Below are 24,115 nucleotides of genomic sequence, written 5' to 3' on the forward strand. Positions count from 1 at the left end.
CTTTCTATTTAACAACTAATTTTTTAATCGGCTCATCCTTTATAAAAAAACCTATGTATTTATTCTCAAATAATGCCATTTCATTGAACTAAGGGTGTCATTATTGGCCTACACAGGGAACAATAGCGCCAGGAATGTAGCGGTTGATTTAGCTCTGAGAGTTGATCAAGTACTGAACAGGGAATCTAATTGGTAAGTTCGCACAGGTTTTATTAATTGACTCATTAAGTTTATTAACTGAGTTGTTGGTTTTTTATTCGCTCTTGGCTTATATACCTAAGCTATATTCTGAACAATAAGTCATGCCTTAAACACATTGGCGCCAACAACCTATATTGTTAAATTAAAGGATAAGTGCTAATGAAATCGCCAGCGATATATATTGCTCTAGCCAGCATTTTGTCTCTCTGCCTGACTGGCTGTCCAGATTCAAGTAGCTCCAAGCCAACACCAGATACAACTACAACAAAACCTGATGCTCCTCCTCCATCATCACCTGCTGGAGATAATGATAATAATGACACTGAGCCTGATGACCCTGTTGTTAATAACGACCCTCCGGCACCAAGCCAACCAGCACCTGATACACCTGTGAAGGCTGGGAAAAAAATTACTGAAATCATTATTACCCATGCAGAAGACAAACCACTGGCAGACTACATCACCTTTGGTCATGTATTTAAACCTGGTGAAATCAGCGCCAACGAAACTGTGCTGTTAAAAAATGCTAAGGGCAATTTAATTCGTACTCAAGTTGATAAAAAAGCGACTCACTCTGATGGTTCATTGAGGCACGCCATCATCAGCGCTAAAGTCAACCTTCACAGCTCACAAGAAACCTTCTCGCTATTTAAAGGAACTGGTGCCAACCCTGGCTCACCCATTACCCGCACTCAGTTACAACAATATAACTTTGACTTAACCCTATTACTTGATGTTGAAGGCACCGCTTATCAGCTCAAACTGGCAGATGTGATTACAAATGGCACCTTAGAAAAACAGTGGCTTGCGGGTGGTATTGCTAATGAGTTTATTTTTAGTAGTCCAATTAAAAATAGTCAGGGCCAACCTCACCCTCACTTACATGCTCGCTTCTACCTAAGAACGTATGGCAGTAATAATGAAAAAGCCAAAGTTTCAGTGGTTGTTGAGAATACCTATGCTTACCAACCCAACCCACGCAACTATACCTATAATGTTACACTGACTAGCCAAGGTAAAACCCTTTTACAGCAAAATGCCGTTGAGCACTATCATCATGCCCGCTGGAAACGGGATGTCATTTTAAAAGGCAATGACCCTCTTCATATTGTCTTTAACAAAAACTATTTAATAAATACCAAAGCATTTCCTTTATATGACCCATCTATTCAAGTGGATGAATCCACCGCTAATAACTACTACCAGAACTACCAAAAAAACAGTCAACTAATGAATATAGGCACTGTAACAGCATACATGCCTACTACGGGAGGACGTGCGGATATTGGGCCACTCCCAGGCTGGACTGCCAGTTATTTAATTAGCCAGGATAAACGACTCAAAAATGTCACCTTGGGCAATGCCAGCCAAGCTGGCTCCTGGTCTATCCACTATCGAAATAAGCAAACTGGTCAAGTCGTTAGGATTGATAAAAAACCTTATGCAGGTTTAAAAGGAACCCCGCATGACTTTAAAAACCCCGAAACAGGTAAGTCTGAAGCATTTCCAAACTGTTCGTCGTGTAAGATCCCTTACAAACCTGACAGTGCTCATCAGCCATCCTTAGCCTATCTACCTTATACTTTAACAGGTGACTATTATTATTTAGAAGAACTCCAGTTTTGGGTAACTTACAACTTACTCAATACTAATCCTTGGTATCGACGTAAAGGAAAAGGTATTTTTAGAAACCTACAGATTCGTGGAGAAGCTTGGTCATTACGTACCTTAGGGCAAGCAGCATACATTACTCCAGACCACCAACGTTCGCTTAAGTCATACTTCAAGCAAGTGCTTGATAGTAACTTATCTTATTTAGAAGATATGTATATCAATAAAACAGATAGCGACCGTAAAGATAATGAAGCGTTAATTGACAACTTTGCTGTCCGCACTGGTACCAACCCGTTAGCTTATGATAACCAAACAGGCCTCGCCCCTTGGATGGATGATCTTCATACCTGGTCGCTTGGCTTTTTAAACGAACTGGGCTTTACTAAAGCCAAAAACATTCTAGACATTCGGGCTAAATTCAGTGTCGAAAGAATGCTTAACCCCGGATTTTGCTGGATTTTTGCTAGCAACTATAGCCTTAAAGTCAGGGACAATTTAGGTAACAAGCAATTCAAAACCTATCGTTCATTTGCTGAAGCATTTTCAAAAACAACCAGTATTGATTTAGCAAAATTACCTTGCAATTCCAAAGGAATGTTTGATTACTATAATCAAAAAAATCAAAAAACATTAAAACTTGGGGAAATGGTTGGTTATGCTACATCAACAGAGGGCTTCCCTTCTCATCTTCAGATTGCATTAGCTGTTGTTGCCGATTCAAACTACCCCAATGCAATGCAAGCCTGGGAAACTTTTGTTAATCGTACAATGAAGCCTAATTACAATATAAGGCCTCAGCTAGCATTGGTTCCTCGCAGCCAATACACTCAAACTGATGATGTCATCGACACACAAGGGTCAAGTTACCATCCTGAAACCCCCAGTCAAACCCTAGTGGTCAATCCTGTTAATTTACCGCCATCCAAAGATGATACAAATGATGATGACAACAACAATGGTGACGACGTTATTATCATTGAAGACCCCGACGACCAAGTTGAAGCAGCCTTTCATAATCCTGGTCTAAACACAGCCCAGACCACCAATTTCTCAAAAGATAAAAGTGAGCCAAAAACTGTAAGTAGTGACAAACTCACTAACAAGGTTACAGCTATTACCGAAATTGTTAACAATATGAAGCCTGGCCAATGGTATTATGTCAATACCCATAACACCTTAGCTGACGTATTTCCTAAAAAAACCCACGACAGCTGGGGAAACACAGGCCCAACTGCCGTGTTATCAGCTTGGTCTGGTGGAGCAATTGGTAATGGCCAGCTGCTACTATGGGGTGGAGGTCGATACAGCTACGGAGGCAATGAAGTATACAGCCTAGATTTAACAACCTTACAGTGGCACCAACTAACAGAACCAAGTCTTTACTATCGTGACACACAAGGTAATTGTGTTAACCCTAACAATCAGCCAGTTGACAACTGCCTGACCATGGACCAAGCCCCTACTTCTGCTCACTCCTATGATGCTGTTCAATATCTGCCTAACCTGGGGAAGTTCTGGATGGGACCCGGAACATTATATGGCCGGGGCAAAGCCACATCACAGCAGCAGTCATATTTTTTTGACCCTCAATCCAGACAATGGGCTCAACAACAAACCATCCCTTTACCTGGTAAACTAAGCTCAGCTTACGATAAACAAACAGGGTATATATTAGTAGCTAACGGTAAAAAAATGATTGCTTATGACCCTGTCACCAACCAGATAAAGCACAAGTCCCCTACAGGCCCTGACTTTGGTGGTGCTTCACCATCAGGCTTTGCAACAGACCGTCGATTATTTATTCAACTACTTGATTCACAAGTCAGTTATTATGACCTGTCTAACATGAACTGGAATAACTCAAGTAGTAAACTACCAAAAGTTAAAGCCGCACCCTTGTATATCATCCAAAATGGTAAACGAGAGCGCTTTCAGTTAGGACAAGGCCAACTGAGAGAGGAACCTACCTCACTTCGCCACTATGGGATTGATTACGATACCGTTAACAGAGTATTTGTATTATGGAATGGTAGCAGTAATACCATCACCTTGGACCCTGAAACTTGGACACTCACAGAGCATCAACCAGCACTAACAGGAAATATCCCCAGCCAATATAATCACCGGGGAAAGCGAAAAGATCGAGGCATTTTTGGTCGATGGAGATATGTGCCTGAGTGGAGCAGCTTTATTGGCTATAATGATCAAAACCAAGGTCTGTGGCTATACCAACTGCCTTACCAGACATATAACACTGCAGCAATACAGAAGTAGTGTTATATGTCTTAGCTTATCGGTTATCTGATACTACAACCTTACAAGTGAGATAATATCTATAGCTTACAAGATAAGTTCCTGAATCTAAAACACAGCCTCCTGTTATTTTAGATTTTACTTAGAAAAGTAAAGGATGCATAAAAAACAGGAGGTTTGTTTTGTCAAGCTAGCAAAGAATATACTGTGAATTACTATAAACCCACATAAAAATAAATCCATGAAATGGGGTAATTAGCCCTATTTCATTAAGAAAATACAGGAGCAATAAGCTGTCATCACTCCATCTGTTTAGCCCATATAAGCCCCTAGAGCAAGTTGCTACTGTAAAACTTGCCCTAAATAATCCTACACTGTAAGTGTATACCTCTATTATTTTTACACCTAATAATGACTGATGATGAGTACACCCTGCATTAAAGCCCACAAAGTTTAACGAGTAGTATTGGTGTGAACTTAAAATATCGACTAGAACAGAAGAGCACTTATAATATATTGATTTGTAAAGCTAAACTTAGTAGAGTAAGCCCCCAGTGTAACCGTTGGTTTCATATGAACTTAAGTTTTCTGTTATTTTATTTATGAGCACGTTATATACCCAATGCGAAGGGTTTTAAAACTAGCAATGTTAAAATAGTGGTTAACTAAGTCATAATACAGCGCAATCTTTACATAAATATGATCATCTACTTTTTACTATAGACTTTTGGAAGTCAAATAAAAATCTAATATAAGCTTTTTGTTTGCACTCAACTTATGGATAAAACGTTTACACAGAAAGCCAAGACTGCGTTATTCTGGACTGCAACCGCAAGGTTTGGAGCGCAACTATTCTCTTGGGCATCAACATTTTTAGTTATTCGCTATATCAATTCAACTGCTTATGGCATTATTAGTTTAGCTGAAATTTCATTTTCATTATTCGTACTCATTAGCAGTAACGGCTTAGCTGAAAGCCTTATCCAAGCCAAAGAATTATCAAAAAATCAAATACGTAATTTATTGGGATTTTATATCCTTATATGTGCAATTCTTTTTATGGTTCACATATCAATTGCACGACCATTGACCGAATATTTTTCAGAACCTGCACTGTTTGAGGTGCTAATAGCTTTATCCTTTACATTTCTATTAATACCCTGGATTGCTTTACCTTCAGCCCTGCTTTCAAGGGAAATGGACTTTAAAAAGAAGTCCATTGCTGATCTGATAGCCTCTATACTATCAGCAGCCATTGCGTTGACTATGGCCATCAATAACTTCCAACATTGGGCCTTAGTAACGTCTATGATATTTATGTTTGTTTATCAAGCTGTCAGCTATTGTGTAATCGCAAAATTTATCGTGGTCCCTAGCTTCCAATTCACTAACATAAAACATTTTATTGCTTTTGGTAGCATTATTACACTTACATCAATCATCTGGTCACTTTACACTAAAGTTGACCTGCTAATTGCTGGCCGGTTCCTCACAACAGAACAGATTGGAATCTTTGCTGTTGCCGCTAGCCTGGCAATGTTGCCTATGACCAAACTAATCCCTATTATTGGACAAGTTGCTTTCCCGCTTTACTCAAAAAAACAACAAAATCAACATGAAATTAAATACTATTTTCTTAAGAGTCAACGTTTAGGAGGGATTATTTCATTCCCTATTTTTTTCGGAATGGCTGCTACCGGTTATTATACATTACCTTTAATTCTTGGTGACAAATGGTCAGATACTGCTCTGCCCTTCACATTACTTTGCCTTGTAGTGCCACTCAGATTCTCAATGAACCTCTTCTCTCCCGCAACTAAAGGCATTGGCAAACCCAAAGTTAATCTGCTTAATACAATAATTATGATAACTAGTTTATCAATAGGAGTAATAGTATTTATAGACTATGGCATTTTAGGTTTAGTGTTAGCTTGGCTAGTAGTCACGCCCATACAATTTATCTTTTGCACCAATATATCATGTAAAGCCCTAAATATCAGTTTTAAAGAGTTTCTACAAAACTTATTACCTGGCTTTTTGGCTAGCACAATCATGGCCATTTTAGTCTTATTATTTTACTTTAAAACATATGGATGGTTATCAGATTTTCAGATATTTATGGCTGCCATCATCATCGGCGCTATAACATATCTGACTCTGTTATCACTATTTTTTAAAGAAACATTAAAAGAGTTAACATCCTTTATAAGAACAAGTTAGCTCTATAAAAGATCCAATTGCATACCCCCATTGAATACCTTACTAAAAGTATACCAAGGCCAAAACTAGCAGTTAGAGTGGAAACCATAAAATTATTTGCTACGGGTATAGTATGTTATAACTGACAACCAGCTTCCTATAATATCTAGAAAAGCGTTTAGTATAATGATCACTATATACAATCTTCAATTAAAATGAGTATAAGCCATATGAAATATCCTGTCGTTATTGTTGGAGGTGGAATAAATGCCCTGGGTGTTGCTCGTTCACTTGGTCCATATGCTCTTTGTACACTTGTATTCAGCGGTAAAAATTCACCTGCATCACATTCAAGATATGTAAAGCCACACCCAGTTGCCTCTACTTCTCTTCCCTCACTAGTTGATGATTTATTAGTATTAGCTAGATCATTCAAACAACAACCATTACTGATTATTACTGAAGAAAAAGCTGTCTATCAAATTGCTAAAGCACAGAAAATATTAGCAAAACACTATCTTATTAATTTACCAAGCATTGAGCTAGTCTGCCATTTACAAAACAAAGCAGATTTTTATCAGATTTCATGTAAACATAAAGCACCAGTACCAGTTACAATGACGATTAGTTGTGAAGACGATATTCTTAAAGCATACAAGATGCATTTTCCTTGTGTTTTTAAACCTTTAGAACAAAATGCAGAATACGGAAGAAATTTTAAGAAAGCGTACAAAGTTCAGTCTGTTGAAGAAGTAAAACAATTATACAAAAGAATAAAACCTATTCTAAATGACATGATCTTACAGCAATGGATAGAAGGTGATGATAGTGATATTTATTTCTCTATCATTTATTATGACCAGAATTCTAACCCAGTATCCTCATTTACTGGTCGTAAATTACGCTCCTGGCCAGTTAATGTTGGAGGAACAGCTAGTTGCATCAATGCTCCAGAGACAGCTCATGTTCTTGAGCCTATCTGCCACAAGTTTTTTAAGGCTATTCATTATAAAGGCTTGGTTGGAATGGAATTTAAAAAAGATAAAATCTCAGGTGAATTTATCATGGTCGAGCCAACTGTTGGACGCACCGACTTTCAACATGAAATCGCTACTTTATCAGGCGTCAATATATTGAAGTCGATGCTATATCATTTTATAAAACATCCAATACCCCAATCAAAAAATTCATCATCTCCCATCGTATGGCAAGAGTTTATCTCTGATTCTCTTTCTATGAAAACATCTGGAAAAACCGGTTTCCCAGAGAATGCTAAAGTTTACCAAGCAATAAAGCGATGGAATGACCCTATGCCGTATATTCATCAATTATTCACCAGAATCAAGAACAAATTAGGACTTAAGGGATAATGCCTTGAAAAGAGAATACTCAATATATCTTGATTTATGTCGCTTTCTTGCAGCATTAGCCGTTGTACTATCGCATATAAAGCAATATCAATTTTTGAGCCCTGAAATATCCCAATATTTACCTTCTGCAGGTCGTGATGCCGTAATTATTTTTTTTGTTTTATCAGGTTTTGTAATTGCTTATACGACAGATCGAAAACAACCTACGATCAGTGAATATTTAACCGACCGTGCAACTCGAATATATTCTTGTGCTCTTCCCATCTTATTACTAGTAGTCACTATCGACTTGATTGGTATCCAACATAATAAAGAAGCCTACTCTGGGCTCTACCAATATGAAAAACTGCACCTATACATCCCTTTTCATTTATTATTTCTTGGCGAAATATGGACCTTATCTGAACAACCATTTACGATACCACCTTACTGGTCGTTAGGATACGAAGTTTGGTATTATATCTTATACATTCCCATATTCTTCTTGAGAGGAAGAAAAAGAATCTTTACTTTAATATTATTACTTGTATTCGTGGGCTACAAATTATGGCTTTTATTTCCACTTTGGCTCGCTGGTGTTTTGTTGTACAAAAACCGGTCCCGTTGGCTGCTATCGAATGTCCAAAGCAAACTGCTCTTCTGGCTACCAGTATTAACTTATTTTATATTTAAGGCTCTTGAACTAGACAATGTATTAGTCAAAATAGGTAACGAAATTTGGCCCTTCAATGAGAACTTCCCCCTTGGTAGTGCAGCTAAATACTTGTCAGACTATTTTGTAGGCATTCTGACATTAATTCACTTATATGCAGCTCAATTTTATAAATTGCCATTTAAGCATTACCTTTCCCAAGTCATCACTAAGTTAGCTGCTTATACTTTTACGCTCTACTTGGTACATGCTCCCATTATTAAAACTGTGGAGTATCATATTAACTACAATAAAAACAGCTGGTTAAATTTACTTGGCATTTTACTTTTAATAGGAGTTATAACTTTTTTTATTGGATTCATTACTGAACATCAAAGACATCGTTTAAAACCATTATTTGCAAAAGCAGTTAATACCCTTACAAATGTTACTATACTTTTTTCACCTAAACAGAATCATTAATAAAAACCTCAAAAAAATAGCGTTATATTTCTAGCAAGTAAATTTACGGATTTATTATAGCCATCATAAATCATTTCCAGGTGTAAAAAGTGGTATATACTATACTCATAGCGAAGGGTTATTTACGCGAGGTTACCGAGCGATGAAATATCAAAAGTTTAGATAAGCTAAATAACTGGGGTTAAGAGCTACGGTAACAAAGCATAAAAAACCATTTGCGAAGAGTATATAGCCAAAGCGAATGGCTTTTTTATATAATATCAATTTGTAGTAATGTAAAGTCATATTTTTGGGTATTGGAAGCAGTCAGTACAATCTTGTTTTCAGGTGAAATACCTGTGGGTAAATAGAGGTAACCGTAGCTACTTCCACTTTTTCTACCAGAATAGTGATATGGAAAATTTACTATGGAATCCCACTCGTCCCCATCATCAGAGAACCAGAGTGATGCTTCTTCCTGTGTATTCTGCTTTCTACCTGGTTCATAGTTAACACCTAAAAACATTTGTTGATTGGTAGTTAACGTGCCGTGATAGGCTGGATTACCTATGACTGCAATTTCTTGTTTATCTTTTGATGTGACATCATAACGATATAATTTATTGATCGCTTCTGCTGGAGCATCTCTCCCTGCATCCATGCCCCAGTAAATAGTTCGCTCTAAAGGAAACAGGTTTACAGCTCGCCAACTTTGATCACCACCACCTAGTTTTTTAAGACTACTAAATTCATCATCGCTATAGAATATCCCACATTGTTCATCACTATCACCAGAGGTTACCCACAGTCGATTTCGAAAATGATCATAAACAATACTATGTACATGCTTTACTTGATTGGTAGAAAATGTATAGCAGACTGATAATTGACCAGTAGCACCATCAACTTTAATAATTCTAATTTCAGATGGAGCAGAGTTTTTGTACTCCCCAAAATAAGCATGTCCCGATACAGCATGCACAGCTACTCCATTTCTCAAAGGAGGGTAAATGTTATTCTGCATCAACTCATCCGTTGGCATGGCATATTTTTTCCCTTCCCCTGGTCGGTATAGATAAACTCGATCATATAAAATCAACAAAGTACCATCAGGAAGTTCAGTTATATGACCAATGCCGATAGAGGATGACAGCTGCTGCATTATCCAACTTCTAGCCAATGTATCTTTCAAACGTCCTTTTATTGTCTGATCTCGTGGTGGAATACGACACAACTCTTCAAATTTTTTAGCTTTATAATAATATTTATATACAAAGTGGTCTTGACTACATAAACAATATTCTTCTGTTGAATGATGCACCATCATTCTTTTTCTGATAGGACGAATAATAATTTTCATAACTCTTGTTCCTCGACAGACTTATTTCACTAATACTATTTGTATATAAAATTTAATTTCAATTTTTAGACCTATGAGGTGACAAGTCATTACTCTAAGCAACTTCAATAACTTTGCTATTGTTTTAGTAGCACATAAAATCCCACAAAAATACTTCCTTATGCATCACTCGCAACAGCTTTAAAATTATTTTTCCACTTTAGCCAACTTTTCCGGATTTAATAATTTTAAACTTACAAGCCCAACTAATATAATAAGTGCCCACCCTCCCGGGTAGTGGTATTTTGAGTTACTTTCAAACACCATATGCACAACTATAAAATAGAGGAAGCAAAGGCTAATAAAAACATAACTATGATTTTCTGTTAGCTGCCTTATGAGATGTCGCCGCCCAACCCATAAAATCAACCACAAAAGCACCCAAAACAAAGTTGACATTAATTTTAGAGCATAATAAACACTATCAGACTTCATAGGACTACTTTCTGATAATTTAAATGTTGCGTAAACTCCACCACTATCATCACCCAAGTTCAAAATAAGCTTCCTACCCATCAGCAACAAAAAGTCTGCTGGATTTGAGGTTATCCAGTCGATAGCCAATTGCTTGTATGCCTTACCTTCCTCTACCTCTGATAGATTAGTGATTACAATCTTTCCTTGATCTGTATAACCACCTGTTGCGAGCTCATTATTTGCTCGATAGAAGTTTGACCCACCATTAGTGCTAACCAACACAAATTCGTTGAATATATTATAATTTCTATATGTCCATGGTGAAATAATAAGTGCTCCGCCTAAGACGACGAAAAGACCTGTTGATACAATATTCCTAACCTTCTCTCTTTTATGTATTTTCCAAACCAATATTGTCGTAAAGAAAAAAATTGTTCCTGGCTGTATTAAAGTACAGAAGCCTAGCAAGGCTCCTACAATAACAAATTTATATTTTGACTCAATTGCCAGCGACATATAAAAAGATAAGAGAAGCAACAAAAAAACTACATTTTCTTTTCCTGCAACATTTGTAATCATTATCTGCTGAGGCCAAAATATGAAAATCAAGCAAGCTAAAAATGCTGATTTTTCACCACCAATTCGCTTGGTAGTTTTATATATTAAGTAGAAGCTAAAAATATAGATAATAATATTTAATAGCGAAATACTAAATGGTGTAATATCAAATATCCCTAAGTGCAAAGCATACAATACAAGCGGGTAGCCTGGCGGCCAGTATGCATGACCAGTCCCCTCCCCCCCATATACATTATTCTCTATCAAATTCTGTGCTAGTGATACATAAGTAGCTGAATCTGAAGCTTGCTCAATAGGCAAAAAGTAAACAATAGCTAACCTTAAAAGTAGTCCTACCCAAAATAGATAATATAATGGTATCACCACAAATGTAGTTTGATTTTGAAAACTGAATTTTATATATTCACTCGCTTTATAAAAAAGTAGCAAGCTCAAAAGACTTAATAGAAAGGAATAAAAATAGGTATAATCCGACTCAGTTCCAGACTGAATAAAAATCATTGAAAAGAAAGAGTATACTACTAGCAATGGCAGTATATACCAAATCTTGGTATTAATGTTGTCAAATAATTTTATTAACATTTTAAATTATTTTCTCAATTATATATTTAGGCCTGCGCTTCGTTTCCATATATATTTTTGATATATATTCTCCAACAATACCCAATGATAATAGCTGTACACCACTCAGAAAAAACATTGGTATCATGGTAGAAGCCCACCCTGGTACAGCTTCCTCGGTGAATACTCTCACGGCAAAAACCCAAAAGATCATGAAAAAAGAAACCACTGAAACACATAAACCAAATATAGTAATAATTCTGAGAGGAACATTTGAAAATGAAGTAATACCTTCAGCGGCAAAGGCTAACATTTTTTTAAGGGGATATTTTGATTCTCCTGCGAATCGCTCTTTTCTTTCATAATGAACAATCCCAGACTGATAGCCAATGAGTGGAACAATTCCTCTTAGAAAGACATTTATTTCATTAAATTCTTTAAGAGTATCTAAAGCTTTTCGGCTTAGTAGTCGATAATCAGCATGATTATATATAAGATCTACGCCCATTTTTTCTAGTAGTTTGTAATAGCCTTGAGCTGTCAATTTTTTGAAGGCAGTATCCGTTTCTCTTTTGTCACGCACACCATAGACAACTTCACAGCCTTCCTGATATTTTATAATCATCTCTCGAATAGCATTAGTATCATCTTGAAGATCAGCGTCGATACTAATAATAATGTCTTCAGTGACAGTCATGAGACCGGCTAACAGCGCTTTTTGATGGCCGTGGTTGCGCGAGAGTTTAATACCTCGAATGCTAGAATTCTGACTTTCTTTCTCAATCAGCTTCCAAGTATTATCTCTACTCCCATCATCAACAAAATATATTTTGCTATTGCTGTCAATCAATTTATCATTTATCAATGATAAGAGAATAGTTGATAATCGTTTGCTAGTTTCACATAGCACTTCCTCTTCATTATAGCAGGGTACAACCACAGCAAGAGTTGGTGCAGAATTATTTATCAAGTCCATAATAATTTTTACATTGCTTTATTGAGATTGAGCACTTATTTAAAGGTCCACTTCAGATTAAAATAGAAATTCCATAATAACACAGCAGCAGTAGCTATACACTGCGAAAAAATGTAGTGGATAGCAATATTATTTTTCACCAAGTAAAATATCGCCGTATTTAACACCAAACCTGATAGTGCTACGATTGAAAACTTAATGAGTGAAGTTGAGTGTCGGGAGCTAGCTCTAAATGTAAAACTATAGCTTAGTAAGTAATTGAATATAGCACTGATAGCAAAAGATAATGCTGATGAAAGAGTTTGACTAAACTCCCCAAACTCTATAAAAAAAATCATTCCAATATATTGGATTAAGGTCGCGATTACCCCAATGCCAATAAATTTTGAAAAAGTCTTAATTAGGACTGCACTATCTGTCATAGCATATCCATTCATGGTGTGTATCTATCGGAAAGGAAATTAACAATCAGAAGAGACATACTAGTATATCTTAGTGACTAAACTCCCAGAACAATTAATATCAAGAAGATATGACTCTGGCTTCCTTTCTCAAGAAACTCCCAATTATAGCGTTTACTTCAAGCATCAACAGAATGAACTTTATTTTTTGTGATTCAATTCCTGATGAGGAGTAAATAATAGAAACGTTACTGGCTACTAATATTCACACTACTTTTAAAAGGCATGTTCTTATTTTGTGAAATATCACTCAAAAACTTTTCCAGTTTAGAAAACTGTTCAACTCTTTTAAAATTATTACGACTGTTATCATTTAGCTTTAGAGGGATTTTACTCTGCTTTTCCTGAAATTTTTGTAACAAAAAGTGTCCTATTTCATCAGGATCACAAGATACACAACCAAAGTCATTATCTCTAATAATATCTGCTGCTTCACCTGTGATACTCCCCACCGATAGAATTGGCTTATTTGCACCTATATATTCAAACAGCTTACCTGCAATTACACTATCTTCTCGAGGGTCATTCCAGCGTAGCAACAGTAAAATATCGACCTGTTGCTGAACTTTATGCAACTCTTTTTGAGGAATATAGGTGTTAAATTCTATTACATTTTCAAGTTGGTATTTTGCAACAAGTTTCTTCTGACTTGCGTTAAAATCATCCAAACCATTTTCAGTATAAAAGATAATCTTAAAATTTTTTGCCTTGTCTGCTAAGCCCCCTATCGCTTCAAACAACAAAGAAGGATCTCGTTTTTGACCATATAAATGGCCTGCATATAGAATTGTAATTTTTTCTTCTACTAATAAGTTTTCATTTCCATCAGACTTTTCATCATTCAAATAAAAGTCTTCTGGATCAAATCCATTCATCACACAAATAACAGGTTTATTTCTTTTCTTCCTTAAAAGATCAGTCCAACTCTCTGTAACTGTAACCAGGCCTTTACAGTTACTTAACATATACTTCTCGAGTAGTATGTCGACCATTCTACGCAAATAGCCGCTATCATAATAACCATGATCTGACCACAGGTCACGATAGTCTGCCACCCAGGGTATGCCAGCTATACGCGCAAGACGAGATCCAACTAATAAGGAAGTAAATGGTGGAGCTGTTGCAAAAATAATATCTGGACGCCATTGTTTAAAAAGCGTTCTCCCAGCTTTAATGGCATGGTAATACCACCCTACAGAGTTATCCGGAATATTCGTCAGGGCACGATAAAGCCAGCTAATAAAAGATTCTTTTTTGATTACTGCTGGTTGTGATGTGGTTTTTAAAGGGGTTGCTGGCTGCTCTTGTTTTACCTCTTTATTTGTCGACTTATTTTTTTGGGAAACTATTGACCGAAAAGCTTTTTTAAAACGAACAGGAATGTCATTGATATCTGTATAGTGAGTATAAAATATTTGATCCTGGGGAATCTCTGCCTTTAACGTTTCTGGAAAGCGAGAATCTTTAGGCGATAAAACCCTGACATCATGACCTTGATCTACTAAATATTTCGCAAGCTTATTAACCCGGCTTGCCGACGCTGGACAATAAGGAGGAAAATAACCTGCAGTAATTAATATTTTCACGCGTTTATTCTCTGCTCGACAGCTTGGTACCTCTGTTGCTTAAGGCTCATCTTGGTGATAAAAACTCAAATAGTTTATTAACATCATCATCTGCTAAAGGTATCGACTGATTAATTGTTCCATATCCAACAACAGGCAATTGAATATTTATACAGTATTTATTGGCTTCATCGGTGACATTTCTCTTCGAAAATTCAACAAACAACTCACTATCATTTATGTTGGTATGAATCTTCAGGCTATTATTTATCATATCTACCACCAATGGTTACTCACGTCTCGGCTTTTCTCGCAAGACAGTTAATGCAGATCTACCTATGACTGGCATTTTGTGGGAATGTTAAGCAAGTTTTCCTGGATAAGTTGATTTTAGTTGTTAACTGGATAGCTGACCTCTTTATTTTCAGCCTAGTTCACAGACTTATTTACTGATCAGTTAAGCTACATTAACAATGCTTATATTTTCCTACTAGATACAAATAATTAATGGTGCAAGATTATAGTGTGTTTGAATAAGACAGACTACATTTCTTTAGGCTAGGTTCTAATAATGTGACCATGCTCAATTATCACTTCCTACACTTATTCTATTTACTAATTCGAGACATAAATCACATCTTCATTAGTTCTATAAAGTCGGATTATTTTGTTCTCAAAAGTAACGAGTAAGCATGGCAATCACTAAAACAAATCGGTAAAACTTCTCTTATTCAAATCTTTAATTAAATATTTTGTTAACCAATATCCCTAAAACTACACTTTGGCGTTGACGGGTCGTTTTTAACCCTATAGCATGCTTTTTCGCTATTAAACCTATTTTATTTAGTATTTTTAATACAGCTGTTTAATGCGATCGCAATTACCATACTTGATAAATATGATTAATGAGTTGCCATATATCAGATGCATCAGTCTTGATACCTGTTTACTTAGATGCAGCCTCTCTACTGCAACTTAATCTCCTATCAAGTAGTTTGTTAATTAGCTGTTGGGTAAATCGATTGCCCACCTTGGTCAAGTAACGCCTAAGGGAATAGAAAATGCGCGACATTATCGTTACGCTGATTGTTTTTGGATGTTTACCGCTTGTATTTCGCCGACCACATATCGGCATTTTCTTATTTGCCTGGATTAGTTATATGAACCCCCACCGGCTAGGTTGGGGTTTTGCCTATAATTTCCCCTTTGCCTACATTGTGGCTATTGTTACCATATTCGCGTTTCTTGTTTCAAAAGAAAATAAAAAACTCCCTGTTACCCCTGTCACAGTAACATTAATCCTTTTTATTATCTGGATTAACATCAGCACTCTATTTGCCATATACCCTGAAGATGCTTTAGTTAGTTATATAGAAGTGATGAAAGTACAGTTTTTCGTATTTTTATCCATGATTTTAATTCAATCCAAAGAGAGAATTCATGGCTTAGTTTGGGTGATGGCTCTCTCAGTTGGATTCTTCGGTATCAAGGGTGGCGTTTTTTCGCTACTAACTGGATTGAGTCATCGCGTATGGGGACCTCCAGGCTCAGTTATAGAAGGTAATAACGAGCTGGGGGTTGCACTCCTGATGATTATCCCCTTGTTTGTCTACCTCTACCAAAACAGCTCCAAAAAAATGGTAAAACGCTTTCTGCTAGCCAGTATAATGTTATGCGCCTTATCAGTTCTCAGTACTTTTTCGCGAGGTGCATTCTTAGCTTTTGCCTGCATGCTTGGTTTTTTATGGCTCAAAAGCAACCATAAACTTCCCCTAGCCATTGTCTTCATAGTGAGCCTATTAACAATCACACCCTTTTTACCTAGTCACTGGTTTGAACGTATGGGGTCTATTCCAGTGGTAGGTAAATACATTACTAATGCGGATGAAGGCCCTGAGATTGATGACTCTGGACTTGGCCGTTTAAGCGCCTGGGAAATGGCTTTTAACTTAGCCAAAAGTCGTGTTACAGGGGGTAGTTTTAAAATCTGGACTCCTGAAAACTTTGCCATTTACTCAAACCCTGAACGAGTCCATGATGCCCATAGTATTTATTTTGAGGTGATGGGTGAGCAAGGCTTTATAGGACTCTTTTTATTTTTACTACTTTTTACTTTTGCTTGGCGAACAGGCAGTTGGATTATTCGTCATACCAAAAATAGATCTGACATGTTATGGGCAAACCAGCTAGCTCGAATGATCCAAGTCAGTATTATTGCTTATGCTACAGGTGGTGCATTTTTAGGGCTGGCATACTTCGACTTGGTTTATCATTTCCTCTGCCTATTAGTGGTTACACAATTATGGGTTAAACAGCAACTTGCTAATCCAGTTATTGATGACTCTCTACTCTCAGAGGAAGGTGTAAAAAGCGCTGTTCCTGATCGTCAAAAATGGCCTTGGGAAAAATAGCCCAGCTAAGTGAAAACTAGTTTAAAAATTCTTCCCCAGCATATTCAGCAGCGGCAAACAATTCGATAAACTGATTACCAAACTGTCGTCTTTTATGAGTGCCAATACCTGGCACTTGTAATAACTGATTTTGCTGGGTTGGCTTCAGTTGTAACATCGCAAATAACGTTGCATCACTACAGATTCGGTAAGGGGGCACTTGGTGGTCAGCTGCCAACTGGCGCCTTAGCCGTTTTAATGCATGCCATAAGGGGTAATCATCAGGGGATACTTCCAGTTCAAAGCGGCCTTTCGGTCGTTTAACTGCTCGTTGATCTGAGCGCAGATACAAAGCAATTTCACCTCTCAGTAAAGAGCGGCATCGCTCTGTTAATTGCAAAGTGCCATAACCATCCATACTGATCGCTAAATAACCTTGTGCAATTAATTGACGAAACACCGACCGCCATTGTGCTTCATTAAGCTCTTGACCTATTCCCCATGTGCTCAGCTGCTGATGTCCACATTGCTGAATTTGCTTATTATTTCTACCCAACAACACATTAATCACATGACTGACCCCGTAGCGTTGATGGGTTCGATAAACACAGGATAAGGCTTTTTGAGCAGACTCCGTTGCATTCCAAGTACTGGCTGGGTTAACACACCAATCACATTGACCACAAGGCTTAGTGTAATTTTCACTAAAATAGCGTAATAACACTTGGCGCCGACAACAGGTGCTTTCACATAAAGCCAACATGGTATCTAAGCGATGCTGCTCTACTGCTTTCACCCTAGGTTCTGCAGTTGATTGGGCTAGTAACTGGCGATTAAATAACACATCTTGCAGGCCATAAAGCATCCATGCTGTTGCAGGTAAGCCATCGCGCCCAGCCCTGCCAGTCTCTTGATAATAGGATTCGATACTGCGTGGCATATCTAAGTGGACAACAAATCGCACATCTGGCTTATCTACGCCCATACCAAAAGCAACTGTCGCCACCATTAGCTGACCATCTTCATAAATAAACTGTCGTTGGTTGGTTTCGCGGATCTTTGCATCCAGCCCCGCATGATAAGCCAGTGCCGCATAACCTTGCTGCTGTAGCCACTCAGTTGTTTGTTCCACTTTTCGACGGCTGGCACAGTATATAATTCCAGCCTCTCCCGACTGTTGTGATAAAAAATCCAACAGTTGTTGTCTGGGCTGTTGTTTGGGTTCAATATGATAGAATAAATTCTTACGATCAAACCCTGAACAATATAATTGCGCTTGTTGTAAATGTAAGCGCTCAATTATCTCCTGCTGGGTTCGTTTATCAGCCGTTGCCGTTAACGCAATTCTAGGTACATGCGGAAATTCCTGGGCTAAACAGCCAAGTGTTAAATAGTCAGGCCGAAAATCATGCCCCCATTGAGAAACACAATGGGCTTCATCAATAGCAAACAGTGCCAGAGGAATTTGCTGAAACACACGCCTAAGCCGTTCACTTTTTAAACGCTCTGGAGCCACATAAAGGATATCGAGCTGCCCTGCCAATAATGCTTGTTCCGTGGCCTGACGCTGTTCCTTGGTTAAATGCCCATGAAGTGCTGCTGCATTAATACCATTTTCCACCAGTCCAGCTACCTGGTCCTGCATCAGTGCAATGAGAGGTGACACCACAATGGCTGTACCAGCACGCGCAATAGCAGGTAGTTGATAACAAAGCGACTTACCTGCACCTGTTGGCATAATCACAACCGCATCTTGATTGTTAACCAATGTGGTTATAATTTCAGCTTGTTGCCCTCTAAACTCATCGTAGCCAAACACTTTTTTTAGTAAGATCTTTAATTCAGCTTGCGTAGTGTGGCTCACCCAGTTTTACTCCCACTGTTTATGCAAACCTAGTGCTGCACTCTATAAATAAGTGACATTTTAAAGGCCACTAAGTTGTTAACTGCAAGGCGCTCTTCTGCAGGACTAGTCTTTTCAGGAAATGCAAGAGTATATAGTGAGTCAGTAGTCCTGAATAGCAAACAAGAAAAATAGCTAAACGAAAAACCAGCATTTCCAATTCACTCCAATACACTTAAAATAGATTTTATTTTTTGATAGTTGAGACAAAATGCTACACACCTCTTTTCAACAACACATTGACCAACTTGAGCAATTGTTAGACCACCCCGCCTTGGAAGAGGATGGTTTAACAGGTTTAGAGTGCTTAGGTCTACTCACAGCAAACGCCATCATTCCCAGTATTGAGGAGCAAGCTGTTTGCCAGGTTGTAATTGGTGAATCAACTCTGCCTGAGTCGTTTCCGCGAGATGAACTAACCTCAGCTTTAAATAAACTGACTGAGCAAATTCAACGCCAGTTGTATCTTGCTGAACCACCTTTGCTCCCCCTCCAGTTCACTGAAGAAGAGCAGTGGCTGGAGGCAGCTGAAGCCTGGTCAATTGGCTTTATGACCACCGTTTTTGAAGCAGAAGCGCTTTGGTTTAACAAAGATCACCAAGAAGTCAGCGAATTATTACTGCCAATTATGGTGCTATCTGGATTATTTAGTGATCAACCTGAGTTTGTGGAAATGAGAGAAGACTCTGAGCTGGTAGAAGACATGTTTAACCAACTGGCTGATGTTGTGACTGAGCTTTATTTAATATTTCAAGCTCCTGAAGAAAAACCCAAGTTTCATAAGTCTAAAAAGAAGTAAAAATAAAAAAAGGCCATTCTAAATGGCCTTTTTTATTCTCTCAAATCCATCACGGGTTGTTTTTCAACCAAACTTCAACGCGACTATTTTTGACCTTAGTCCCTGGTTCATTACTGGACTGGGTTAAGTGGAGTGCTCCATAACCAATAACCTTCAACGAGTTGCGGTCCAGCCCAACTTTAATGAGTTCACGCTTGACGATTTTTGCCCGTAAGTTAGCTAATAACTCTGTTTTCTTTTCATTACCCGCTTCTTCTGCAAACCCCCGCACAATAAAGCTCACAGGGCCATTTTTTCTTTGCTGCTCATAAAAGGCTTTCACCCGCTTTAAGTCACGGTTGCCTTTATTGTCTAGCTTGGCTTTCCCTGCCTCAAACCGGAAGTTGACAGATAAACGACGATAGCCTTTCACTTGGTCAATATAGTCAGAGGGAAATTTCGTAGCTAGTTGCTGGTTAAGTACAGCTATATTTTGCCCAACAAACCCTACTTCATTCACAATCTCTTGTCCTTTTGCACTCAAAGCATATTCAACAAACTCTTTCGCTAGTGCTGATGGCGTATTAGGGCTTACATAAAAATATAACCGACGCCCTAAGGGATAATCTTCAGTTGCCACATTCAGTAAACTTGGTTCTAAATAATTATCTCCCCCTGCCGAAATCGCTAGTGGTTTAGCGTTTCCTATACTGTTTAAACCAACAAAGCCGATTGCCCCTGAGCTTGCCGCCACTTTACGGGATAGCTCCGTATTTGACTCAAACCGCTCAGTTCCTGCTACAAGTGGCTGATTCTTCAGTATGAGTCCATTAAAGGTATCCCAAGTACCAGAAGCTTGGTCTCGTGCAAAGCGAATAACCTTTAAAGGTGCTCCACCCATCTGGCTCCAGCTAGAAATATCACCAGAAAATAACCTGCCCACCTGCTCCACAGACAACTGCTTGAGTGGATTAGATTGATTTACAATAATCGCCAACCCATCAATCGCTACAATATGCTCTGCTACATTGTATTTAAAGTCACCTTTGGCGCTGAGCAGCTTTTGCTCCTTAGCTTTAATAGACCTAGATGCAGCAGCAATATCTGCTTTTCCTGCCCCAATCGCTTTAAACCCAGAAGATGATCCATGCGCTTTAATAACAATGGCTACTGTTTTATTTTGCTGTTTCGCAAGCCCAACGATTTCCTTTTCATTAGTTGCTAATTCTTTTTCCTGAATGTCAGTTAACCCTTTATCCACCAGATACTGACGAACAAGTTCGGGCCCTAATTTAGCACCAATCGTGTTTGAGCCAGCAATCGTAAATAAAGTGATTTTAGGCTGAGGGCTTTTAGAAAAATCTGGTAATGGGGCTAATTCAAGTGCATAGCAAAATGAGCTGACTGACCAGCTCGTTAGAAGGGCGGCTAAAGTGATTACTTTTTGGTACAAAGCCCCTCTTCTCCGTTTATGCCGATATACTGCGATCAAACTGATACTTCCTCTGTCAAACTAACTATATACTTATTCAACGTAATTCAATTTACAGAAATATGACAGAAAGGTACTAATTTCTTTGTAGTAATGATTCACAAGAAACACAAGCACTGATATAAGGCGGCAATTCAAACTACTCTACAAATCAAATTGTCTAACAACTATTTTTGCTTTCATATCAAAGGTTGCTCAAATCCTAATAACAGCTTATAACTATTCCAAAGGCTGCTGACGTTTTCTTAAGGGACACTCCTTCAAGCAAATATTCAACAGTTCTAACCCCTTTTCTCTGTTTCACTGTTATCTAATATGAGTAAACGATACGAACTGGTATTTCATGGTGAGCTGATCGCAGGCTTTACAGAAGCAGCAGCCAAACAAAATGTAGCGAAACTATTTAAAGCTAATGAGCAGCAGATAGCTATTTTCTTCTCTGGCAAGCGGGTAGTGATTAAAAACCAGCTAGACCAAGCCACAGGCGAAAAATACTTACAGGCCTTAAAGAAAGCAGGTTTAAACTGTCAACTGACAGAGATGGGTGCCGCCGAGTCGACCGTATCCAGCCAGCCTACTTCATCGGCTAATCAACCACCTCCCACTCAGCAGCCACCTGCTAAGCCAGCAGAACCATCTAACCAGGAGGCCAGCCAGACAGAAAGTAATGAAGCCTCCACTGATGCGCCTGAGTGGTCAATTGCTCCTACTGGTTCACTGATGAAGGAACAATCAAACACAGCACCACCACCTCCTCCAGATACCAGTAAACTCTCAATTGCACCAATGAAAGGCTATATTGTTGAGCCAAGCAAAAAAACGCCACCACCCGCACCCGATACTAGCCATTTATCAGTTAAACCGGAGGAGAAAAAAGAGTAATTATTTGAATAAGCAGCTAGATAATATAGTAGTTGTTGTACAACCATTAAGGCTGCTATTAAGGGTACTGCTGGAACCAAGTAATCATGGCTGTAGGTGACTGAGGCACCCATCGGTGTCCAGCCAAATAGTCAGTTACTCGACTGGTAGGAATATTTTGTTCCTGTAACTTTACATAGTATTGATCCATTGTCCACCAAGGCACCACAGTATCTAAAAAGCCGTGTACAAATAAGGTAGGTGGATGAGCGCCAGGCAACAACTGAGGTACACTACAGGTTGTTCCTGTACAGGTAGCATATGAAGCAGAATGTATAACTAATGCTTTAAATTCATTGGTAAAAGAAATGGCCATCCGGCTGGTATTATAACCGCCACTGGCCATGCCAGTGGCATACTTCCGATTATCATTAATTGGCCCAAACGTTCCTTGCTTGATGGCTGATAGTACATTTTTAAAAAAACGGTAATCACTGGTTAGCTCATATTGAGTAAATGGTCCTGCAGAGTTCGTTAACCAGTCAAGCTCCGCTTCAGCCTTAGGTGCTAAAACAGCAAACCCCTGATCAAGCAGCCTCTTTACAGCTAACGTTTCATAGTAACTTCCTAGCGGGTCATCTGTTGAACGTTTAAACTGGATAGGAAAGTAGTTGCCCTGAAAAAATAACACGACAGGCCATCCCTCCTTGGGAGGTTTTCCAAGAGGAAGTTGGTACTTTACCTCACGAGAAAGGTGTTGATTGACAGGTACAGCGTACACCTTATAGCTACACTCGACTTTACCTGGCTTAAACAATGTTTTTGGAGTCATCACACAGCGGCTAGCCCCCCAACTGAACACACTTAGGCAACACAAACTAACACAATATAATAAAGCCCGAGCAGCCCACCCAACTAGTCGGCTAACAGTCACATAATAATTATGCTTATATATTCGACAATTGTTGTCTTCCATGACCCAATATAGTATTTATCAGAACTTAGTTACTATAAATGTAGGTCATCCCAATTAGCCGTCAACTAAGCCCAAATTTTTGTCTAGGCGCACTCCTGAATAAAACCAAACTCATCAAAGCAACTACACTCGTATTATTTGTAATCAAGTGAATTGCACCACGCCTCAACAATAGATATTTTTAACAACCTGTCTTGCCTGACCAAGCAAAAGCTTTTATGTTCACACTCCCACAATCGATGCTAATGAGGATCCTCATGAAAAACACCTATTTGATAGTGAATACCTTGTTATTAAGTAGTTGGTTATTTATCAGCCATGCATTCGCTGCCAATCCTGTTGTTGTATTTGACACAAACAAAGGCCCCATAGAACTTGAGCTTTACGCAAATAAAGCACCAATTTCTGTCAAAAATTTCTTACAATATGTTAACAATGATTTTTATAACGGATTAATTTTTCACCGAGTCATTCCAGGTTTTATGATTCAAGGCGGTGGTTTTGACCCTCAATTAAATCGGAAAAGCACTCAACCCAGTATCAAAAACGAAGCTAATAATGGTTTAAAAAACCTGCGTGGTACCATTGCCATGGCACGCTTACCTTCTCCTGATACCGCCACTTCCCAGTTTTTTATTAATCTAAAAGATAATGCCTTTCTAGACCATGGAGCCAGAGATTTCGGTTATGCTGTTTTTGGCAAAGTGACTGCCGGCATGGAAGTGGTTGACACGATAGCTAAGACCAAAACCGGTAATAAGCAAGGGATGCAAAATGTCCCTGTTGATTCCATCATTATCAAAAAAGCTTGGCAGAAAAACCAAGAAACAGCTCAGGAGCAAAAGCAACCTGATAAAAACTAACTAATGGAATTAAATAAGATGCTGGGTTGGAGATGGCGGCAGCCTCTACCAGCCACATCTCGGCACATGAAGTCCCTGCTACCGTTGCTCCCTTCCGGGCCTGGCGGGGTTTACAGATATTCATTGCGAGAGGACCGATAAAGGCCACCATAACGCGTTTGTCG

17 protein-coding genes and 1 other RNA gene are annotated in these 24,115 nt (G+C 38.4%); 8 read left to right on the forward strand and 10 right to left on the reverse strand.

The features are described 5' to 3' along the window. The first annotated feature begins 360 nt into the window (after positions 1-360). From OQE68_RS27950 to OQE68_RS27965, 4 genes are all read left to right on the forward strand, one after another. The gene (locus tag OQE68_RS27950) at positions 361-4,089 is read left to right on the forward strand and encodes a Kelch repeat-containing protein (RefSeq protein WP_180566759.1); all 3,729 of its coding nucleotides are present in this window, start codon (positions 361-363) and stop codon (positions 4,087-4,089) included. A gap of 756 nt (positions 4,090-4,845) precedes the next feature. Next, on the forward strand, positions 4,846-6,288 hold the full coding sequence (locus OQE68_RS27955; protein ID WP_180566758.1) for a lipopolysaccharide biosynthesis protein: 1,443 nt from the start codon (positions 4,846-4,848) through the stop codon (positions 6,286-6,288). Between the two features lie 209 nt (positions 6,289-6,497). Next, the gene (locus tag OQE68_RS27960) at positions 6,498-7,637 is read left to right on the forward strand and encodes a carboxylate--amine ligase (protein ID WP_180566757.1); all 1,140 of its coding nucleotides are present in this window, start codon (positions 6,498-6,500) and stop codon (positions 7,635-7,637) included. 4 nt (positions 7,638-7,641) lie between these two features. Continuing rightward, positions 7,642-8,751: an acyltransferase family protein gene (locus OQE68_RS27965; protein WP_180566756.1), complete on the forward strand. Its 1,110-nt coding sequence runs from the start codon at positions 7,642-7,644 to the stop codon at positions 8,749-8,751. Positions 8,752-9,001: 250 nt separating this feature from the next. On the opposite strand, the gene OQE68_RS27970 is transcribed toward OQE68_RS27965, so the two are convergent. The 6 genes from OQE68_RS27970 to OQE68_RS27990 all read right to left on the reverse strand — a co-directional run bounded on the left by OQE68_RS27970 (position 9,002) and on the right by OQE68_RS27990 (position 14,971). Continuing rightward, the gene (locus OQE68_RS27970; RefSeq protein ID WP_180566755.1) at positions 9,002-10,090 is read right to left on the reverse strand and encodes a hypothetical protein; all 1,089 of its coding nucleotides are present in this window, start codon (positions 10,088-10,090) and stop codon (positions 9,002-9,004) included. 186 nt (positions 10,091-10,276) lie between these two features. Next, a complete protein-coding gene (locus OQE68_RS27975; protein ID WP_266195853.1) occupies positions 10,277-11,707 on the reverse strand; it encodes an ArnT family glycosyltransferase in 1,431 nt (476 codons plus the stop codon). A 1-nt stretch (position 11,708) separates the two neighbouring features. Next, positions 11,709-12,662 (reverse strand): glycosyltransferase family 2 protein, encoded by a 954-nt coding sequence (locus tag OQE68_RS27980; protein WP_180566753.1) that lies wholly within the window; start codon positions 12,660-12,662, stop codon positions 11,709-11,711. 35 nt (positions 12,663-12,697) lie between these two features. Then, positions 12,698-13,099 (reverse strand): GtrA family protein, encoded by a 402-nt coding sequence (locus OQE68_RS31055; RefSeq protein WP_219339903.1) that lies wholly within the window; start codon positions 13,097-13,099, stop codon positions 12,698-12,700. A gap of 212 nt (positions 13,100-13,311) precedes the next feature. Further along, positions 13,312-14,709, reverse strand: a complete 1,398-nt coding sequence (locus OQE68_RS27985) for a glycosyltransferase family 4 protein (protein ID WP_180566751.1) — start codon at positions 14,707-14,709, stop codon at positions 13,312-13,314. Between the two features lie 46 nt (positions 14,710-14,755). Then, the gene (locus tag OQE68_RS27990; RefSeq protein ID WP_266195854.1) at positions 14,756-14,971 is read right to left on the reverse strand and encodes a hypothetical protein; all 216 of its coding nucleotides are present in this window, start codon (positions 14,969-14,971) and stop codon (positions 14,756-14,758) included. 778 nt (positions 14,972-15,749) lie between these two features. On the opposite strand from OQE68_RS27990, the gene OQE68_RS27995 reads away from it, so the two are divergent. Then, a complete protein-coding gene (locus tag OQE68_RS27995) occupies positions 15,750-17,099 on the forward strand; it encodes a putative O-glycosylation ligase, exosortase A system-associated (RefSeq protein WP_180566749.1) in 1,350 nt (449 codons plus the stop codon). Between the two features lie 16 nt (positions 17,100-17,115). On the opposite strand, the gene recQ is transcribed toward OQE68_RS27995, so the two are convergent. Then, on the reverse strand, positions 17,116-18,942 hold the full coding sequence (recQ, locus tag OQE68_RS28000; RefSeq protein WP_180566748.1) for a DNA helicase RecQ: 1,827 nt from the start codon (positions 18,940-18,942) through the stop codon (positions 17,116-17,118). 250 nt (positions 18,943-19,192) lie between these two features. Here recQ and OQE68_RS28005 point away from each other — a divergent pair, with 250 nt between their 5' ends. Next, positions 19,193-19,780: a YecA/YgfB family protein gene (locus tag OQE68_RS28005; RefSeq protein ID WP_180566747.1), complete on the forward strand. Its 588-nt coding sequence runs from the start codon at positions 19,193-19,195 to the stop codon at positions 19,778-19,780. Between the two features lie 49 nt (positions 19,781-19,829). On the opposite strand, the gene OQE68_RS28010 is transcribed toward OQE68_RS28005, so the two are convergent. Continuing rightward, positions 19,830-21,251 carry a substrate-binding domain-containing protein gene (locus OQE68_RS28010; protein WP_266195856.1) on the reverse strand — a complete coding sequence of 474 codons (1,422 nt, stop codon included), beginning with the start codon at positions 21,249-21,251 and terminating at the stop codon, positions 19,830-19,832. A 315-nt stretch (positions 21,252-21,566) separates the two neighbouring features. On the opposite strand from OQE68_RS28010, the gene OQE68_RS28015 reads away from it, so the two are divergent. Then, positions 21,567-22,133, forward strand: a complete 567-nt coding sequence (locus OQE68_RS28015; RefSeq protein ID WP_180566745.1) for a hypothetical protein — start codon at positions 21,567-21,569, stop codon at positions 22,131-22,133. A 58-nt stretch (positions 22,134-22,191) separates the two neighbouring features. Here OQE68_RS28015 and OQE68_RS28020 read toward each other — a convergent pair whose 3' ends face one another. Then, positions 22,192-22,944 (reverse strand): extracellular medium-chain-length polyhydroxyalkanoate depolymerase, encoded by a 753-nt coding sequence (locus tag OQE68_RS28020; protein ID WP_219339902.1) that lies wholly within the window; start codon positions 22,942-22,944, stop codon positions 22,192-22,194. 401 nt (positions 22,945-23,345) lie between these two features. On the opposite strand from OQE68_RS28020, the gene OQE68_RS28025 reads away from it, so the two are divergent. Then, on the forward strand, positions 23,346-23,951 hold the full coding sequence (locus OQE68_RS28025) for a peptidylprolyl isomerase (RefSeq protein ID WP_255490746.1): 606 nt from the start codon (positions 23,346-23,348) through the stop codon (positions 23,949-23,951). Positions 23,952-23,994: 43 nt separating this feature from the next. Here the strand turns inward: OQE68_RS28025 and ffs are convergent. Further along, positions 23,995-24,091: signal recognition particle sRNA small type (gene ffs, locus OQE68_RS28030), an RNA gene on the reverse strand. Positions 24,092-24,115: the final 24 nt, after the last annotated feature.

Source organism: Spartinivicinus marinus (genome assembly GCF_026309355.1).
GTDB lineage: Bacteria > Pseudomonadota > Gammaproteobacteria > Pseudomonadales > Zooshikellaceae > Spartinivicinus > Spartinivicinus marinus.

Excerpts from the sequence above, each read along its gene's own strand:
- OQE68_RS27950 (WP_180566759.1), top strand. The coding sequence starts at position 361 with ATGAAATCGCCAGCGATATATATTGCTCTAGCCAGCATTTTGTCTCTC.
- OQE68_RS27955 (WP_180566758.1), top strand. The coding sequence starts at position 4,846 with ATGGATAAAACGTTTACACAGAAAGCCAAGACTGCGTTATTCTGGACT.
- OQE68_RS27960 (WP_180566757.1), top strand. The coding sequence starts at position 6,498 with ATGAAATATCCTGTCGTTATTGTTGGAGGTGGAATAAATGCCCTGGGT.
- OQE68_RS27970 (WP_180566755.1), bottom strand. The coding sequence starts at position 10,090 with ATGAAAATTATTATTCGTCCTATCAGAAAAAGAATGATGGTGCATCAT.
- OQE68_RS27975 (WP_266195853.1), bottom strand. The coding sequence starts at position 11,707 with ATGTTAATAAAATTATTTGACAACATTAATACCAAGATTTGGTATATA.
- OQE68_RS27980 (WP_180566753.1), bottom strand. The coding sequence starts at position 12,662 with ATGGACTTGATAAATAATTCTGCACCAACTCTTGCTGTGGTTGTACCC.
- OQE68_RS31055 (WP_219339903.1), bottom strand. The coding sequence starts at position 13,099 with ATGAATGGATATGCTATGACAGATAGTGCAGTCCTAATTAAGACTTTT.
- OQE68_RS27995 (WP_180566749.1), top strand. The coding sequence starts at position 15,750 with ATGCGCGACATTATCGTTACGCTGATTGTTTTTGGATGTTTACCGCTT.
- OQE68_RS28005 (WP_180566747.1), top strand. The coding sequence starts at position 19,193 with ATGCTACACACCTCTTTTCAACAACACATTGACCAACTTGAGCAATTG.
- OQE68_RS28015 (WP_180566745.1), top strand. The coding sequence starts at position 21,567 with ATGAGTAAACGATACGAACTGGTATTTCATGGTGAGCTGATCGCAGGC.
- OQE68_RS28020 (WP_219339902.1), bottom strand. The coding sequence starts at position 22,944 with ATGACTCCAAAAACATTGTTTAAGCCAGGTAAAGTCGAGTGTAGCTAT.
- OQE68_RS28025 (WP_255490746.1), top strand. The coding sequence starts at position 23,346 with ATGAAAAACACCTATTTGATAGTGAATACCTTGTTATTAAGTAGTTGG.